Origin of the sequence: Psychroflexus sp. ALD_RP9 (genome assembly GCF_017311165.1) — a bacterium.
In the GTDB taxonomy this organism is placed as follows: Bacteria; Bacteroidota; Bacteroidia; order Flavobacteriales; family Flavobacteriaceae; genus Psychroflexus.
Map to the genome: position 1 here is coordinate 406,902 of NZ_CP062973.1, position 15,819 is coordinate 422,720.

15 protein-coding genes are annotated in these 15,819 nt (G+C 33.9%); 10 read left to right on the forward strand and 5 right to left on the reverse strand.

Features of this window, described 5'->3' with window-relative positions; all coding sequences use genetic code 11:
- Positions 1-7: 7 nt before the first annotated feature.
- The 5 genes from IMZ30_RS01885 (at position 8) to IMZ30_RS01905 (ending at position 8,388) form a co-directional block, all read left to right on the forward strand.
- Positions 8-1,864 carry a T9SS type B sorting domain-containing protein gene (locus tag IMZ30_RS01885; RefSeq protein ID WP_207038866.1) on the forward strand — a complete coding sequence of 619 codons (1,857 nt, stop codon included), beginning with the start codon at positions 8-10 and terminating at the stop codon, positions 1,862-1,864.
- 83 nt (positions 1,865-1,947) lie between these two features.
- Positions 1,948-3,339, forward strand: coding sequence for a dihydrolipoyl dehydrogenase (gene lpdA, locus IMZ30_RS01890; RefSeq protein ID WP_207038867.1), 1,392 nt, complete (start codon positions 1,948-1,950; stop codon positions 3,337-3,339).
- A 55-nt stretch (positions 3,340-3,394) separates the two neighbouring features.
- Complete coding sequence (locus IMZ30_RS01895) at positions 3,395-4,171, forward strand: TrmH family RNA methyltransferase (protein ID WP_207038868.1); 777 nt, start codon at positions 3,395-3,397, stop codon at positions 4,169-4,171.
- Between the two features lie 41 nt (positions 4,172-4,212).
- Complete coding sequence (locus IMZ30_RS01900) at positions 4,213-5,916, forward strand: M23 family metallopeptidase (protein WP_207038869.1); 1,704 nt, start codon at positions 4,213-4,215, stop codon at positions 5,914-5,916.
- 12 nt (positions 5,917-5,928) lie between these two features.
- On the forward strand, positions 5,929-8,388 hold the full coding sequence (locus tag IMZ30_RS01905) for a TonB-dependent receptor (RefSeq protein ID WP_207038870.1): 2,460 nt from the start codon (positions 5,929-5,931) through the stop codon (positions 8,386-8,388).
- Here the strand turns inward: IMZ30_RS01905 and IMZ30_RS01910 are convergent.
- Positions 8,385-9,524, reverse strand: a complete 1,140-nt coding sequence (locus tag IMZ30_RS01910) for a cysteine desulfurase family protein (protein ID WP_207038871.1) — start codon at positions 9,522-9,524, stop codon at positions 8,385-8,387. The genes IMZ30_RS01905 and IMZ30_RS01910 overlap by 4 nt on opposite strands.
- Before the next feature lie 89 nt (positions 9,525-9,613).
- Here IMZ30_RS01910 and IMZ30_RS01915 point away from each other — a divergent pair, with 89 nt between their 5' ends.
- The gene (locus tag IMZ30_RS01915) at positions 9,614-10,546 is read left to right on the forward strand and encodes a hypothetical protein (protein ID WP_207038872.1); all 933 of its coding nucleotides are present in this window, start codon (positions 9,614-9,616) and stop codon (positions 10,544-10,546) included.
- On the opposite strand, the gene IMZ30_RS01920 is transcribed toward IMZ30_RS01915, so the two are convergent.
- Entirely contained in the window at positions 10,543-11,073 is a 531-nt protein-coding gene (locus IMZ30_RS01920) for a Smr/MutS family protein (protein WP_207038873.1), read from the reverse strand. The genes IMZ30_RS01915 and IMZ30_RS01920 overlap by 4 nt on opposite strands.
- Entirely contained in the window at positions 11,074-11,367 is a 294-nt protein-coding gene (locus IMZ30_RS01925) for a hypothetical protein (RefSeq protein WP_242529686.1), read from the reverse strand.
- Between the two features lie 126 nt (positions 11,368-11,493).
- Here IMZ30_RS01925 and IMZ30_RS01930 point away from each other — a divergent pair, with 126 nt between their 5' ends.
- From IMZ30_RS01930 to IMZ30_RS01945, 4 genes are all read left to right on the forward strand, one after another.
- The gene (locus IMZ30_RS01930; protein ID WP_073191892.1) at positions 11,494-11,820 is read left to right on the forward strand and encodes a CD225/dispanin family protein; all 327 of its coding nucleotides are present in this window, start codon (positions 11,494-11,496) and stop codon (positions 11,818-11,820) included.
- A 2-nt stretch (positions 11,821-11,822) separates the two neighbouring features.
- Positions 11,823-12,101, forward strand: a complete 279-nt coding sequence (locus IMZ30_RS01935) for a CD225/dispanin family protein (RefSeq protein WP_207038874.1) — start codon at positions 11,823-11,825, stop codon at positions 12,099-12,101.
- A 3-nt stretch (positions 12,102-12,104) separates the two neighbouring features.
- Positions 12,105-12,512: a DUF2752 domain-containing protein gene (locus IMZ30_RS01940; protein WP_207038875.1), complete on the forward strand. Its 408-nt coding sequence runs from the start codon at positions 12,105-12,107 to the stop codon at positions 12,510-12,512.
- A 63-nt stretch (positions 12,513-12,575) separates the two neighbouring features.
- The gene (locus IMZ30_RS01945) at positions 12,576-14,036 is read left to right on the forward strand and encodes an aminoacyl-histidine dipeptidase (RefSeq protein WP_207038876.1); all 1,461 of its coding nucleotides are present in this window, start codon (positions 12,576-12,578) and stop codon (positions 14,034-14,036) included.
- 46 nt (positions 14,037-14,082) lie between these two features.
- On the opposite strand, the gene cysM is transcribed toward IMZ30_RS01945, so the two are convergent.
- Together cysM and IMZ30_RS01955 are read right to left on the reverse strand one after the other, a co-directional pair.
- A complete protein-coding gene (gene cysM, locus IMZ30_RS01950) occupies positions 14,083-14,970 on the reverse strand; it encodes a cysteine synthase CysM (RefSeq protein WP_207038877.1) in 888 nt (295 codons plus the stop codon).
- A 1-nt stretch (position 14,971) separates the two neighbouring features.
- Positions 14,972-15,763 carry a serine O-acetyltransferase gene (locus IMZ30_RS01955; RefSeq protein ID WP_207038878.1) on the reverse strand — a complete coding sequence of 264 codons (792 nt, stop codon included), beginning with the start codon at positions 15,761-15,763 and terminating at the stop codon, positions 14,972-14,974.
- Between the last annotated feature and the right edge of the window lie 56 nt (positions 15,764-15,819).

Genomic DNA, 15,819 nt, shown 5'->3' on the forward strand with positions numbered 1-15,819 from the left:
TGGCTGTATGAAGTTATTAGTTACAAGTATTTTTATATTATTTTTCTATAACGCCTACAGCCAATTGGGCTTTTGTTCTGGAAATACAGGCAACCCAATTTTTACAGAAAATTTTGGTCAAGGTTTAAACAATGGGCCGCCTTTACCGCCTGGCACAACAACCTATAATTTCATTAATGCTAATAATCCACAAGATGGGCAATACACCATATCAAATAGTACATTTCAATTTGGTTGGAATATGCCAAGTGACCATACACCAAATGATTCTAATGGTAAGGCTTTAATTGTCAATGCAGATGAAAACAACGCGGGTGAATTTTTTAGAACTACAATAAATGGTTTATGCGAAAATAATTCTTATGAGTTTTCGGCTTGGTTAATAAACATCCTACCTGCTAATAATGCTTGTCCTGGCACTGCCATTCCTGTCAACGTGAAATTTCAAATTTGGGATTCTACAGATACCAATTTATTAGCTGAAGGAGATACTGGTAACATCAATAGCAGTAACTCACCAACATGGCAACAATATGGACTTACATTTTCTACTTTAGAAAATCAAACTGAAGTTATTTTAAAAATGATTAATAATGGCACAGGCGGTTGTGGCAACGACTTAGCCATCGATGATATAGTTTTTAGGTCTTGTGGAGATGAAACTGAAGTTGTTTTTGAAAATCAAGCTGAATTCAGTTATTGCGAAAATGAAACCTTTAACCCTTTCACAATTAATGCAATACCTGATTTTAGCATCTACGATTCGCATTTTTACCAATGGCAGGTGAGCCAAGACCTAGAAAATTGGTCTAGCATTCCAGGAGAAACAAACTCTACACTTACTATTACAAATTCTAATGGTTTAGAGTTTTATCGTGCCTTAGTTGCTGAAGACGAAATCAATGTTGAAAACAACTTATGCAATAGTATTTCAAATGTATTTACCGTAGAAGAAATAGAAATCTCTGATCCTGTTAGCTTAGGTAATGTCGAGGTTTGCGAAGGTGAAACACAAATTATAGCTGTTCAAGAAAATCCCAACATTACAGTTAACTGGTATGATGCCCAAACCAACGGAAACTTACTGGCCGAAAATTCGTTTACCTACCAAGCAGAAAATGAAGGTACTTATTATGCTGAAGCCATTTCCGTCAATGGAAGCTGTGTCAACTCAAACCGAATACCAATTACCTATTCTATCAATTCAAATCCTCCTGAATTTACAAATGAAATTGTTTTATGTGAAGGAGAAAGCGCAACACTAACAGCTTTAGAAGGAAACTCTTTCAATTGGAGTAACGGCGAAACAAATGAAGAAATAGAGGTCAATCAAGCTGGTCAATATTCCGTTGAGGTAACCAATGTTTCAAATTGTACAAGCTTACAAATATTTAATGTTGAAATTAACGCAACGCCTGTTATTGAGTCAGTTGAAAGTGTTGGTAGTGACATTCAAATCAACCTTCAAAATAATGGAGATTTCAGCTATGCAATAAATAATCAATTTTACCAAGATAGTCCTTATTTTTCATCTGTAAAAGGTGGCTTAAAAACCATTATTGTAAGTGAGAATAATGGTTGTGGTACAACTGAAGTTGATTTTCTTCATTTGGTAGTTCCTAAGTTTTTCACACCAAATAATGACGGCATAAATGATGTTTTTAAAATCAATGATGCAAATTTGGTTCAACCTTACAAAATTCAAATCTTTAATCGCTATGGAAAGTTATTAACACGTGGTGAAAATGAAAATTTCAGCTGGAACGGGCAATTTAATGGACAACCTGTTCCTTCAGGCGATTATTGGTACAACATTGTAGTTGGCGATAAAAATTTTACGGGTCATTTCACCTTAAAACGATAAGCAACTATAAAGCTTGTCAAATCATACCATATTTAAGCGATATTCTTTAACTTTGCGACTTAATTTATTGAAAAACAATTCACATGAATAAATATGACATCATTGTAGTCGGTAGTGGTCCTGGAGGCTATGTTACAGCAATCCGTGCTTCTCAGCTAGGTTTTAAAGTTGCAGTTGTTGAAAAAGAAAGCCTCGGTGGCGTTTGTTTAAATTGGGGTTGTATACCAACTAAGGCACTACTTAAAAGTGCTCAAGTATTTGACTATCTGAATCATGCAAGTGATTATGGTTTAAAAGTTGAAAAAGCAGACAAAGACTTTAGCGCTGTAGTAAAACGAAGCCGAAATGTTGCTGAAGGAATGAGCAAAGGTGTACAGTTTTTAATGAAAAAAAATAAAATTGATGTTTTAAATGGTAATGGAAAACTTTTAAAAGGTAAAAAAGTTGAAGTCACCGATAAAAATGATAAAAAAACAACTTACGAAGCCGATCACGTCATTATAGCTACAGGCGCAAGATCACGTGAATTACCTAATTTACCACAGGACGGCAAAAAAGTAATTGGTTACCGCAAAGCCATGACACTTGAAAAACAACCTAAGTCGATGATTGTTGTTGGATCTGGTGCAATTGGTGTTGAATTTGCAAGCTTCTATAACGCCATGGGAACCGATGTAACAATTGTTGAATATCTCCCAAATATTGTTCCTGTAGAAGATGAAGAAGTCTCAAAACAATTTGAGCGCATCTACAAGAAAAAAGGCATTAAAATAATGACTAACTCTTCTGTAGAAAGTGTCGATACTTCAGGAAAACAAGTTAAAGCTAAAGTGAAAACAAAAAAAGGTGAAGAAACCCTTGAAGCCGATATTGTTCTTTCTGCCGTAGGAATTAAGACAAATATTGAAAATATTGGTTTAGAAGAAGTTGGTATTAAAACTGACAAAGATAAAATTCAAGTTAATGATTTTTATCAAACTAATATTCCTGGATACTATGCCATTGGCGATGTAACTCATGGCCCAGCATTAGCCCATGTTGCATCAGCTGAAGGAATTCTTTGTGTTGAAAAAATTGCAGGAATGAAGGTTGAAGCAATTGATTACGGTAACATTCCTGGATGCACCTATTCTAACCCAGAAATCGCAAGTGTTGGTATGACCGAAAAGCAAGCTAAAGAAGCAGGCTATGAAATTAAGGTTGGTAAGTTTCCTTTCTCTGCCTCAGGAAAAGCTAGTGCATCAGGTGCCAAAGATGGTTTTGTTAAAGTCATTTTCGATGCCAAATACGGCGAGTGGCTTGGTTGCCACATGCTAGGCGCTGGTGTCACCGATATGATTGCCGAAGCTGTTCTTGGTAGAAAACTTGAAACTACAGGCCACGAAGTTTTAAAAGCCATTCATCCACACCCAACAATGAGTGAAGCAGTGATGGAAGCAGTTGCCGATGCTTATGACGAAGTAATTCACTTATAATCTAACTACTTTTTATAACTTTGAAAGCTCCCACAAATCGGGAGCTTTTTTTATAATGATTGAAAGTTTACAAAACCAAAATATTAAGAAAATTCAACGCTTACAAAAAAAAACTAAGCGTCGAAAAGATGATCAATTAATTGTTGTTGAAGGTGTCCGTGAAATTAAAATTGCTTTACAAAACAAATATCAATTTACTGAAGTTTATGTTTGTAATACTATTTATGATCATCAACTTGAACTAAAAGGCGTCAAAATAATTAATGTATCTGAGCAGGTTTATCAAAAAATCGCTTATAGAAGTACAACTGAAGGTATAATAGGCCTAGCAAAACCCAAACAACATCACCTATTAAATCTCAAATTTAAAAACCAAAAACCTTTAATTCTTATTGCAGAAGCACCAGAAAAGCCAGGAAATATTGGTGCACTACTAAGAACTGCCGATGCTGCAAATTTAGATGCAGTAATTATTGCTAACCCAAAAACCGATTTGTATAATCCTAATATTATTAGGTCAAGCTTAGGAACCGTGTTTTCAAAGCAAATCGGTATTGGCTCAACCCATGAAATAATTAATTTTTTAAGAGAAAAAAAGATTTCAATTTATGCAGCAACACTTCAAAATTCAAACATTTACACAAAAGAAGATTTTACAAAGGCTTCAGCAATTGTAGTTGGCACTGAATCTAAAGGACTATCAGAACTTTGGCGAAATGCTGCAAAACAAAATATAAACATCCCTATGCAAGGTAGCATCGATTCTATGAATGTTTCAGTATCGGCTGCCATAATAATTTTTGAAGCCAAGCGACAACGCGATTTAAAATAATGTATTAACTTCAGCGTTTAAACTAAAAGCTTAATTTGTTTATGAAAAACCTCCTTAAAATTGCAGTCTTGTTATGTTGCAGTTATTGGTGTTTTCCCCAGCAAATTTCAAAACCAATTCCTGAAAACTATTTTAAGTCACCGCTAGAAATACCACTTTTACTTTCTGGCACATTTGGTGAACTTAGGTCTAATCATTTTCATGCTGGCCTTGACCTTAAAACTAAAGGTGTTACTGGCTTAAAAGTTAAAGCATCAGCTGATGGATATATAAGTCGAATAAAAATACAACGGTTTGGCTATGGTATGGCACTATACATTAAGCATCCCAACGGCTACCAAACGGTTTATGCTCATTTAAGTGCCTATGCAGAAAAAATTCATGACTATGTTTTAAAAGAGCAATATAAGCGTGAGTCTTTTGAAATAGAATTGTTTCCAAAACCAGGTAATTTACCAGTAAAACAAGGTGAAGTTATTGGCTATAGCGGTAATTCAGGATCTAGCGGCGGACCTCATTTACATTTTGAAATTAGAGATGAAAATTCCAGACCAATGAATCCGTTTTTATTTGGTTTCAAAAGTGTAAAAGACACTAAACCACCTAGAATTAGAGGATTATATGCTTATAGTTTAAGTGAAGAAGCTCATATCAACGGACAACAAAGTCGACAAAAAATTAAATTAACTAAAATTAGTCAAAACACTTATAAAGCTGAAGAAATTACAGCTTTTGGTAAAATTGCTTTGGGTGTTGATACTTACGATCAGTTTGATTTAAGCTATAACAAAAATGGTATTTACGCTGTTGAAGTTTTTGAAAATGGCCATCAAAAATTTAAAACCTATTTTAACCGATTTTCATTTTCAGAAACAAGATATATCAATCGGTTAATCGATTATAGTTATTACAAGTCAGACCGAAAACGTATAATGAAGTTATATAAACCCGATGAACTTCAACTTGACTTAGTAGAATCAATAGATCGAAATGGCATTATTCATCTTGATAAAGATAGCCTTAACCTTAACATCAAAGTTGTGATTAAAGACTTTAATAACAACACAAAACAAATACATATTCCTTTGAAGAGTAATCCCATTAAATTGCCTTCAAAAAAAGATTCTGTTACGCCGTATTATGCACAAGTTGACTATCCTTCGATGTTTGAGAATGGTAAAATTGATGTCTTTATTCCGAAAAATGCACTTTACGAAGACACCTATTTAGACATTAAATTTAAAGCAAATGCTGTAAAAGTTCATGATTATAAAACACCACTACATAAAAGTATTAGTATAGGTTTTGATGTTTCAGAGTTTTCAGAAAAAGATAAGCAACAATTATACATTGCTAAAACTTATCCATGGGGAAAGTTTTATTATTCAAATACTAAGAAAACTAACAATAGATTTGTGACTTACACTAAAGAATTTGGAGATTACGAGCTAAAAATTGATAAAACACCACCAACAATAAAACCCATTAATTTTAGAGACGGCAAATGGATGTCTAATTATCGGTATTTAAAACTAAAAATTGATGATGATGAAACTGGAATTGATAGTTATTATGCTACGGTAAATGGTAAATTCATTTTAATGTCTTATGATTACAAGACAAAAATACTTACACACGACTTTAATGATGATGCCATTAAAGAAACCCGAAATAAACTAAAAGTAGTTGTGACTGATAATGTTGGAAATACTTCTATATTTGAAGCAAATTTTAATCGAAAATAATAATTTTAGCTTTTGAAATCCTATTTTTTCCTCACCTTAACCCTAATAACTTGGTTTTGTGTCTCTCAAACAGCACGTATCAATGGCTTAGTTTTTAATGAAAATCAAGACCCACTCGAGGCTGTAAATGTAAGTTATGGTAATAGCGGCACAACAACTAATACGAATGGTTTTTATAATTTAACTGTTCCGGCTAATCAAACCATAACAATAAAAGTTTCTTATATCGGTTATCAACCCATTACAGCCAAGTTAAATTTAAAACCAAATACGGTCAAAGAACTAAACTTTGTATTAAAAACTAAAGTAGAGCAAATTAGTGAAGTTATAATTACCAATGAACCACGTTCAAGAATTGAAGGCATCACTATCTTAGCTCCCGAAACCGTTAGAAGAATTCCTGGTGCCAATCCTGGTGTTGAAAATATTTTAATGACTTTGCCTGGCGTAAACTCTAACAACGAATTAAGTACACAATACGCCGTTCGCGGTGGTAATTACGATGAAAATTTAGTTTACGTTAATGGCATTCAAGTCTATCGCCCATTTTTAGTAAGAAGCGGCCAGCAAGAAGGCTTAAGTTTTGTAAATACGGATTTAGTTAGAGATGTTAATTTTTCTGCTGGCGGATTTCAAGCCAAGTATGGTGACAAATTATCATCAGTTTTAGATATCGAATACCGAAGACCTGTAGATTTCGGCGGAAGCTTTGAAGCTAGTTTCTTAGGTGGTAGCGCTTCTGTTGAAGCCGTGTCAAAAAATCAAAAATTAACAGGTATTTTAGGTATAAGATATCGCGACAATAGTCTATTTGTAAATGCTAAACAAACCGACGCCGATTTTAAACCTCGGTTTTTTGACACACAAACTTATCTTACCTATCAATTTAATAATAAATTAGAGCTAAGCTTTTTAGGCAATATAGCAATTAATACCTATGATTACATTCCTTTTACTCGCCAAACAAATTTTGGAACCATCCAAGACCCAAAAGCACTTTTAATTTTTTACGAAGGCCAAGAACAAGACCAATATGAAACTTACTTTGGTGCCTTATCTGCTAACTATGAAATTAATGAAAACTTTACAACAAAAACAACAGCTTCTGTTTATCACACTAAAGAGCAAGAATTTTTTGACATCGTAGCCAATTATAGGATAGGTGAAGTTAATTCAGGTTTTGGTGATGAAGATTTTGGTGAGGTAGAATTTACTGAAGGCGCTGGTGCTCAATACACGCATGCTCGAAACAAACTCGATGCCTTAATTGCAAATTTTAAACACGAAGGTAAAGTTGATATTAACGACCATAAATTTGAATATGGCGCTAACTTTGTTCATGAAGATATTCGGGATCAATTGCAAGAATATGAAATGATTGATTCTGCTGGTTTTTTTGTAAGACCAATACAACCCAACTTCGAAAACGATCAACCCTACAACCCTTACGAAGAACCTATTGAACCCTATTTTAGTATCAGAGCAAAAAATAGTACAACAATCAACCGTATTTCGGCTTATCTGCAGTGGAGTCATAAATTTAAAATCAATAATGCCAAAGCTTGGGTAAATGCTGGCGTTAGAACACAAGTATGGAATGTGAGTGGCGACCAAATTAACGCAAACACACAGCAAGTTTTTAGCCCTAGAGCGCAGTTTTCAATCAAACCAAAGTGGAAAAAAGATATGTTGTTTAGACTATCTGGTGGCTTTTATCATCAACCGCCAATGTATCGCGCTTTAAGAGACTCTACTGGTCAAGTTATACCAGAAGTTGAAGCCCAAGAATCGGTACATATAGTATTAGGAAACGATTATAGTTTTAAACTTTGGGACAGACCGTTTAAGTTAGTTTCAGAGGCTTATTACAAAAAGCTATCAAATGTTAACCCTTACACAATTGAAAATGTTAGAATTCGCTATCGTGCTAGAAATGATGTTGAAGCTTATGCATACGGCCTAGATCTCCGCTTAAATGGAGAGTTTGTGCCTGGTACCGAAAGTTGGTTTAGCTTTGGCTACTTAAAAACCGAAGAACGGCAAATTGGACGGAGTAACTTTATTTCTCGACCAACTGATCAACGCCTAAAGTTTGCTGCATTGTTTCAAGACTATGTACCTAACATACCTAAATTAAAACTTTATTTAAATTTAGTTTACAACACAGGTTTGCCAGGTGGCTCACCTCGATTTGCTGATCCGTACGAGTATCAAACAAGACTACCAGATTATCAAAGGGTTGATATCGGCTTTTTTTATGCTTTAAAAGAGCCTGAAGACAAACTGAAACCAAAGCATTGGTTAGCGAAATTTGAAAGTATTGATATAGGTTTCGAGATTTTTAACATGTTTGACCGCCTAAATTCTATTACAAATACCTTTGTACGTGACGCCACTACAAGAAATCAATTTGCGATTCCTAATTTTTTGAGTCCGCGTGTATTCAATTTAAAATTAAGAACAAGGTTTTAATCTAAAAGGATTTGCTTCAACTTGTCCACAAAATAGTCAATATCAACAATTGAATTGGTAGATGAAAAGGACAAACGTAAACCATGCTGCTCGCCACCATAAATTTCATTTAACACAAATGAACCTTCTTGTGCACCACTTTGGCAAGCACTACCTTTAGAACAAGCAATGCCATGCAAATCAAGTTGAAGGATAAGCATATCAGACTCAAATTTAGGTAACGGTATTGTAAAGTTTAAAATTTTATGCGAACTTAAATTAAAGTCACTTGATGCACCATTAAATCGAACATCTGGAAAAGTAGCTTCCAGTTTAGTTATACAATATGTTTTAAGTGTTTTTACGTGTTCGCGCTCACGAGTCATGTTTTCGTAAGCTAAGGTAAGTGCTTTTTCGGTTGCACCAACACTGTAAACATTTTCAGTACCAGCACGACGACCACGTTCTTGAGAGCCACCAAAAATAAGCGGATTTAAATTGTGTTGCTCTTTAATTATTGCAAAACCAATTCCTTTAGGGCCATTAAATTTATGTGCGCTTGCTGTTAAAAAATCAATTGGAATATGCTTTAAATCTAATGGATAAAATCCAATACTTTGAACGGTGTCACTGTGAAATAAAGCCTTATATTTTTGGCAGATTTCACTAATTTGTTTTAAATCATTTATGTGGCCAACTTCATTATTAATATGCATCAGAGAAACTAGAGTTGGCTTATCACTTTCAGCTAATAAGTGTTCTAAATGTGTGTAATTAATTAAACCATTTTTAGTCAAATTAACGTATAAAACTTCAACCGAAGACGAGTTTGCAAGATGTTCTACACAATTTAATACGGCATGGTGTTCAATTTTAGAAGTAATAATTCGTTTAACACCTAAGTCTTTCACAGCACCTATAATCACCAAATTATCTGCTTCAGTTCCTCCAGAAGTAAATACAATTTCTTTAGATTTAACTTCTAAAAGTTTAGCCATTTTTTTCCGGCTCGACTCTATTAAAGCCTTAGCTTTTCTACCAATTGCATGTGTTGATGATGGATTACCAAAATTATTATTCATTAAATCAACCATCACACTAATAGCTTCTGGTCGCATTGGTGTTGTTGCAGCGTGATCAAGATATACTTTGCGCATTGTCTTAGTTTTTAGCAAAATTAATGCAATTATAGTTTTGAAGACTGATATTTATCACTCAGATAGCTTAAATTTGAAAAAAAATTGACATGAAAAGGTATATCTGGCTATTAAGTTTGTTTTTTATTGCCTGCGATGATGGAGACCCAATTATTACAAACTTCAATTTTTCAAATGAAACACCGCTTGAAGTTTGTCAAGATAATACAGACTATGTTTTTCATTACATAGATAGTGAAACTAATGAAGCTATTTCATTTGTGTTTAGCAGTGCTGATTTCGAAACCAGCTATGAAGGTTTCGAAGCACCTGAACCTATCGTAATACCATTAAACACAAGCAATCGATTAAACTATAGAACTTTATCAGCATCAACTAATTCTAACACCTATTTTTGTCAAGATATCCCACCAAGTTCACCTGTGGTTTTAGAAGAGTTTAGAAGCACAAGTGGTGGTGAAGCTGTTATTATTCTTGAAGTTTTTGAACAAGATGATGACGATGGTGTACCAGCAGAACTTGAAGACATTAATGGTAACGGTAACCTATTTGATGATGATACTGATAATGACGGTATCCCTAATTTTTTAGATGTCGATGATGATAATGATAATGTACTAACTGAAGTTGAAAACATCAATGATGAAAATAATAACCAATTTCCTGATACAGATGATGATGGCACACCAGATTATTTAGATAATGATGATGATAATGATGGTGTTTTAACACGCTTTGAAGATATAAATGCCTTTGATAGTGGCAATGAAGAGCCTATTATTAACCCAACCGATGATGTTAATGCAGACGGTTTACCTAACTATTTAAATCCTGAAATATCTGAATCGATTGAAATTAATGCGGTTAGAGCCAATGAAATTACACGTCGATTTAGAGTACAAGTTGTATTTAATGATGTAACCTTAAACAATGTAAATAACGATCAGACGGTAACTATAAGCCGTTTAAATATGGGATTTATTGAAACTACTACACAAGAAAATTTGGTTGAGACTAATTAACTTTGATAAATGTAAACCTCTGTTGCTCCATAACCATAAGTTTTAAAATCGGCATCATAAAAATCAATATGATCATAACGTCTAAACAAGGTCTCTAATTCTTGTTTTAGTACACCTTCGCCAACACCGTGAATAAATACTAGTCGTTTATGGCGAGATTTAATGGCTTGCTCTAGACGATGTCTTGCGGTATCTAACTGTAAATTTAACATATCGAAGTTAGACATATTTTTAACGTTATTAACCAACTCATGAATGTGTAAATCTATTTCTATAATAGGAACATCTCGTACAGATTTTTGAGAAGATTTGGTTTTTCCGAGGTTTAAATCTGTTTTTATTTTATCGCGAACATCATCAGCATTAATCTGAATATCAAGTGGTTTAATAGGTACAACTTCAGTTTTAGAGACCTCAAAGCGAAAACCATCTTGGTCTTCAATGGTTACAAATTCACTGCTTAATTGAACAACTTTACCGGTGATGGTATCATCTAAAACTTCAACTTGGTCACCTAGCCTAATCATCTATTTTGAAGGTTTAGTTTTATCTTCAACAGAAAACTGTTCAGTAGTATTTTTATCAGTTTCAGTATTCTCTTGTTGGTTATTATCTAAATCAGTTTCAGCAGGATTTTTATGATCTTTTGGGTTATCTTGTGCCCATTGTTTGGTAGAATTATATAAACCAAACATCAGTAAAACTAAGCCAATGATTTTATAATAAACCACATCTGGCTTTTCAACTAAGTCGTAAATTAATAAGGCCGCACCAACTAAAATAAATGTGGTAAAAAGACCTTGCTTTTTTGTATTAATCATGCTTTATAAATCTATAATAAACAACAAATATAGCCTTATTTAAAAGCTTAGGTTAACATTTTTACAGATTTGAATTTGTTAAACCATAAATTATGTTAATTTTATCAAAACAAAATTAGTAAACTGATGGAAACTACTCAACCTAAACGCCCAAGCAACCATTTGGTGATGGCAATCATAACAACGATTTTATGTTGTGCACCAGGCCTACCGGCTGGTATTGCAAGTATTGTGTTCTCAACACAGGTTAATAAAAAATATAACGAAGGTGATTATGAAGGTGCTGAAAGAGCATCTAAAAATGCTAAAATCGCTTGGATAATAGCCTTGGTTTTAGGCTTAATCGGCGCTATTTCTTACATTGTATTTGTATTTGTAATTGCTAGTGACGAAGGATTTAGAGAAGCCCTTGAACAAGAGCTACAAAGACAACAATCTTTACAAAATAACTAATGATGGAAACAAGCAAACCTAAGCATCCACAAAATCACTTAGCAATGGCTATTATCTCAGCATTGCTTTGTTGCCAACCAGCTGGCATTGTTAGCATTGTTTATGCTGCTCAAGTGAACTCTAAATATGCCTCTGGAGATTACGAAGGTGCTGAACGTGCTTCTCAAAATGCCAAAACTTGGTGGATTGTCTCATTAGTATTAGCCTTAGTGGTTTGGGTAGGTTTTATACTTATTTACGGTTTAGGTGCTATTCTAGCAATAGCATCTGGCGATTTATAATGCATGACCAAAAAAAGTAAAGCCATATTATATTCAGGCTTAGCCGTTATTTTAATTTTACTGCTAAGCCTTTATCTAAATTTCAGCCCTAAAGAATTTAAGTTTTTTCCGAAATGTATGTTTCATAGCTTAACAGGATTACATTGTCCTGGTTGTGGAAGTCAACGCGCTGTACACGCAATTCTAAATGGCCAAATTATAGAAGGCTTAAAGTACAACTTACTCATTATACTGGCCATTTTTGTGTTATCTTATCAAATTGTACAACAAATTATCGTTTATTTTTATCCAGAGAAAAACAATAACATACTTTATAAATCGGCAACGCCTTGGGTGATTTTTATAATCATTATTTTATTCTGGATTTTACGAAACATTCCATTTGCACCATTTACATTTTTAGCACCTTAAAGCTTCTATAAAGCCGCCTTAAATGGATTTTAAATTTCTATTTTTGTTGAAAAATAGATTTAAATGCAAACACCACTTCACAACTTAGAACCAAAACCCATTTGGAAAAACTTTGAAGCTATTAATGCTATTCCAAGAGCTTCAAAAAAAGAAGAGAAGATTATACAATTCATGCTTGATTTTGGAAAGAAGTTAAACCTTGAAACATTTACTGATTCTGGCCAAAATGTAATTATAAAAAAACCAGCCACAAAGGGTTTTGAAGATCGAAAAACCGTAGTCTTACAATCCCATTTAGACATGGTTCATCAAAAAAATAACGATACTGAATTTGACTTTGACAAACAAGGTATTGATATGTATATTGATGATGATTGGGTAAAAGCAAACGGCACAACCTTAGGTGCAGATAATGGTTTAGGCGTTGCCACAATCATGGCTATTTTAGAGTCTAAAGATATAGAACATCCAGCTCTAGAAGCCCTTTTTACCATAGATGAAGAAACTGGTATGACTGGTGCTAAAAATTTAGACCAATCGGTTTTAAAAGGCGATATATTACTTAACCTCGATACTGAAGAAGATGACGAGATTGGGATTGGCTGTGCAGGTGGTATAGATATTACTGCTACCCGATTTTACATAGAAGAATCTATTCCTGAAAACTATCAAGCTCTAAAAATCACTGTAAAAGGTTTAAACGGAGGCCACTCTGGAATGGACATCATCAAAGGTCTTGGCAATGCCAATAAATTATTAAACAGATTTTTATATCTCGGCCATACAAAATTTCAAATAAGATTAGCGTCTTTTGTTGGTGGCGGACTTCGAAATGCTATTCCTCGCGAAAGTGAAGCTGTAATATGTATCAATAAAGATGATATTAATGCGTTTAAAGAGAAGTTCTTAAGCTTAGTTGAAGCTATTAAAACAGAGTACAAAAATTTAGAACCTCAACTTGACATAAGCTTAATTGAAGTAAACCAACCTGAAAAAGTCATTAGTGCCGATGTACAAGATTTATTTATTAAATCTATCTACGCTATTGCTAATGGTGTGTACAGAATGAGTCCAGATATTGAAGGTTTAGTAGAAACCTCTAACAATCTAGCTAAAATTGAAGCCAAAAACGGTAAAATTGAAGTAATGTGCTTAACTCGCTCATCTGTAGAAAGTACAAAAGATGATTTAGCAAACTCGATTTCAAGTAGCCTAGACTTAGCTGGGTTTAGTGTAGAGTTATCAGGTGATTATCCTGGTTGGCAACCAAATACTGAGTCTGACATTTTAAAAATTGTAGACCACGTTTACAAAAAACAAAATGGCGAAAAAGCCAACATAGCAGCCTGTCACGCTGGTTTAGAATGTGGTATACTAGGAAGCCACTACCCTGAAATGGATATGATTTCATTTGGACCAACTATTCGAGGCGCACATTCACCCGATGAACGTGCTAGCATTTCAAGCACACAAAAATTTTGGAAACTTACACTTGAAGTTTTAAAACAAATTCCAAAAAAATAATTTTATTAATTTTAAATTCTTTTAAAACCCTGAAAATTTCAGGGTTTTAATATTTAAATAAAGGTGAAGATAGATAGCGGTCACCGCGATCGCAAACAATACTTACCACAACACCTTCGTCGAGCTGCTCACATAATTTTACAGCTGCAGTTGCAGCGCCACCACTACTCATTCCAGAAAAAATTCCCTCATGAGCTGCTAAGTATCTAGCCATATCGGTTGCCTCTTTTTCGTTAACTTCAATAACTTGATCAACTTTATTTGAATTGAAAATTTTAGGTAAATATGCTTTAGGCCATTTTCTAATTCCAGGAATTTTAGCACCATCTTCAGGTTGAACTCCAATAATTTTAATAGAAGGATTTTGCTCTTTTAAAAAGGTTGATGTTCCCATAATGGTGCCCGTTGTTCCCATAGAAGAAACAAAATGCGTGACTTTATGTTCTGTAGCTTTCCATATTTCTGGACCTGTTGTTTTGTAATGTGCCTTCCAATTATCATCATTAGCAAATTGGTTAAAACTGTAATAATCTCCAGATTTCATCTTACTTTCAACATAATCTCGTGAGCCGATAATACCTTCTTCAGCACTTGTTAAAGTTACTTTTGCACCATAAGCACGCATGGTTTTGACGCGTTCTTCGGTGGCATTTTCAGGCATGACCAACTCTAAATTTAAACCGAAAACACTTGCGATCATAGCTAAGGCAATGCCGGTGTTGCCACTGGTAGGCTCAATTAAACGTGAATTTGTGATAATCTCACCTCGTTTTAAAGCCTCATTAATCATATTAAATGCTGCACGATCTTTTACACTTCCGCCAGGGTTATGACCTTCCAGCTTAAATAAGAGTTTAACCTTAGGATTTTTAATTAATGTTTTAGCTTCAACTAGTGGCGTATTTCCTACTAAATCAATTATACTTTTATTCATCTTACTTAGATTTTATTTGAATCTGTGGCTTATGGGTTACCAACGAATTATCTTCAACAGATGATGTTAACCAAACGTTTCCGCCGATGGTACTATTCTTACCAATAATAGTTTTTCCACCTAAAATAGTTGCATTAGCGTAAATTGTAACGTCACTTTCTATCGTTGGATGTCGTTTCTTATTAATCATATTTTTATCAACAGAAAGTGCACCAAGTGTTACGCCTTGATAGATTTTTACGCGGTCTTTTATAACCGATGTTTCACCTATAACAACACCAGTGGCATGGTCTATAAAAAAAGGAACACCAATTTTTGCGGCTGGGTTAATATCAGTTCCAGTAAGCGTATGAGCAGATTCAGACATTAGTCGAGGCACTAAAGGCAATCCGAATTTTTGAAGTTCATGGCTTAATCTATAAATAGCAATTGCATAAAAACCTGGATAAGATAAGTAAACTTCTTCAACAGAGTTGGCTGCGGGATCATTTTCATAAATAAACTCGGCATCTTGATTTAATTGTTTTAAAATTTTAGGTAATTTCTGCATGTACTCCGTCCATTTATCTCTACATGGATTATCATCTTCAAAACAAACTAAATCAGCTAAACCTTTAAATTCAAGCTCAAGTAAATTCATATATTCTTCAACATTGATACTTTTGTCGAAGAGCGTTAAGAACAAAGTCTTTGTAAAAGATTCGGTCTTTTCTTTAATTTTATACAAGCATGAAACCTTATTTTTTTCAGTTTCTATATTTTGGATAATTGTTTGTCGTTCTGTATTACTCAACTTTTTTTTACAAATTTAGGATTTGCAATTGCCGAATACTTTAAAATTTGCATAAA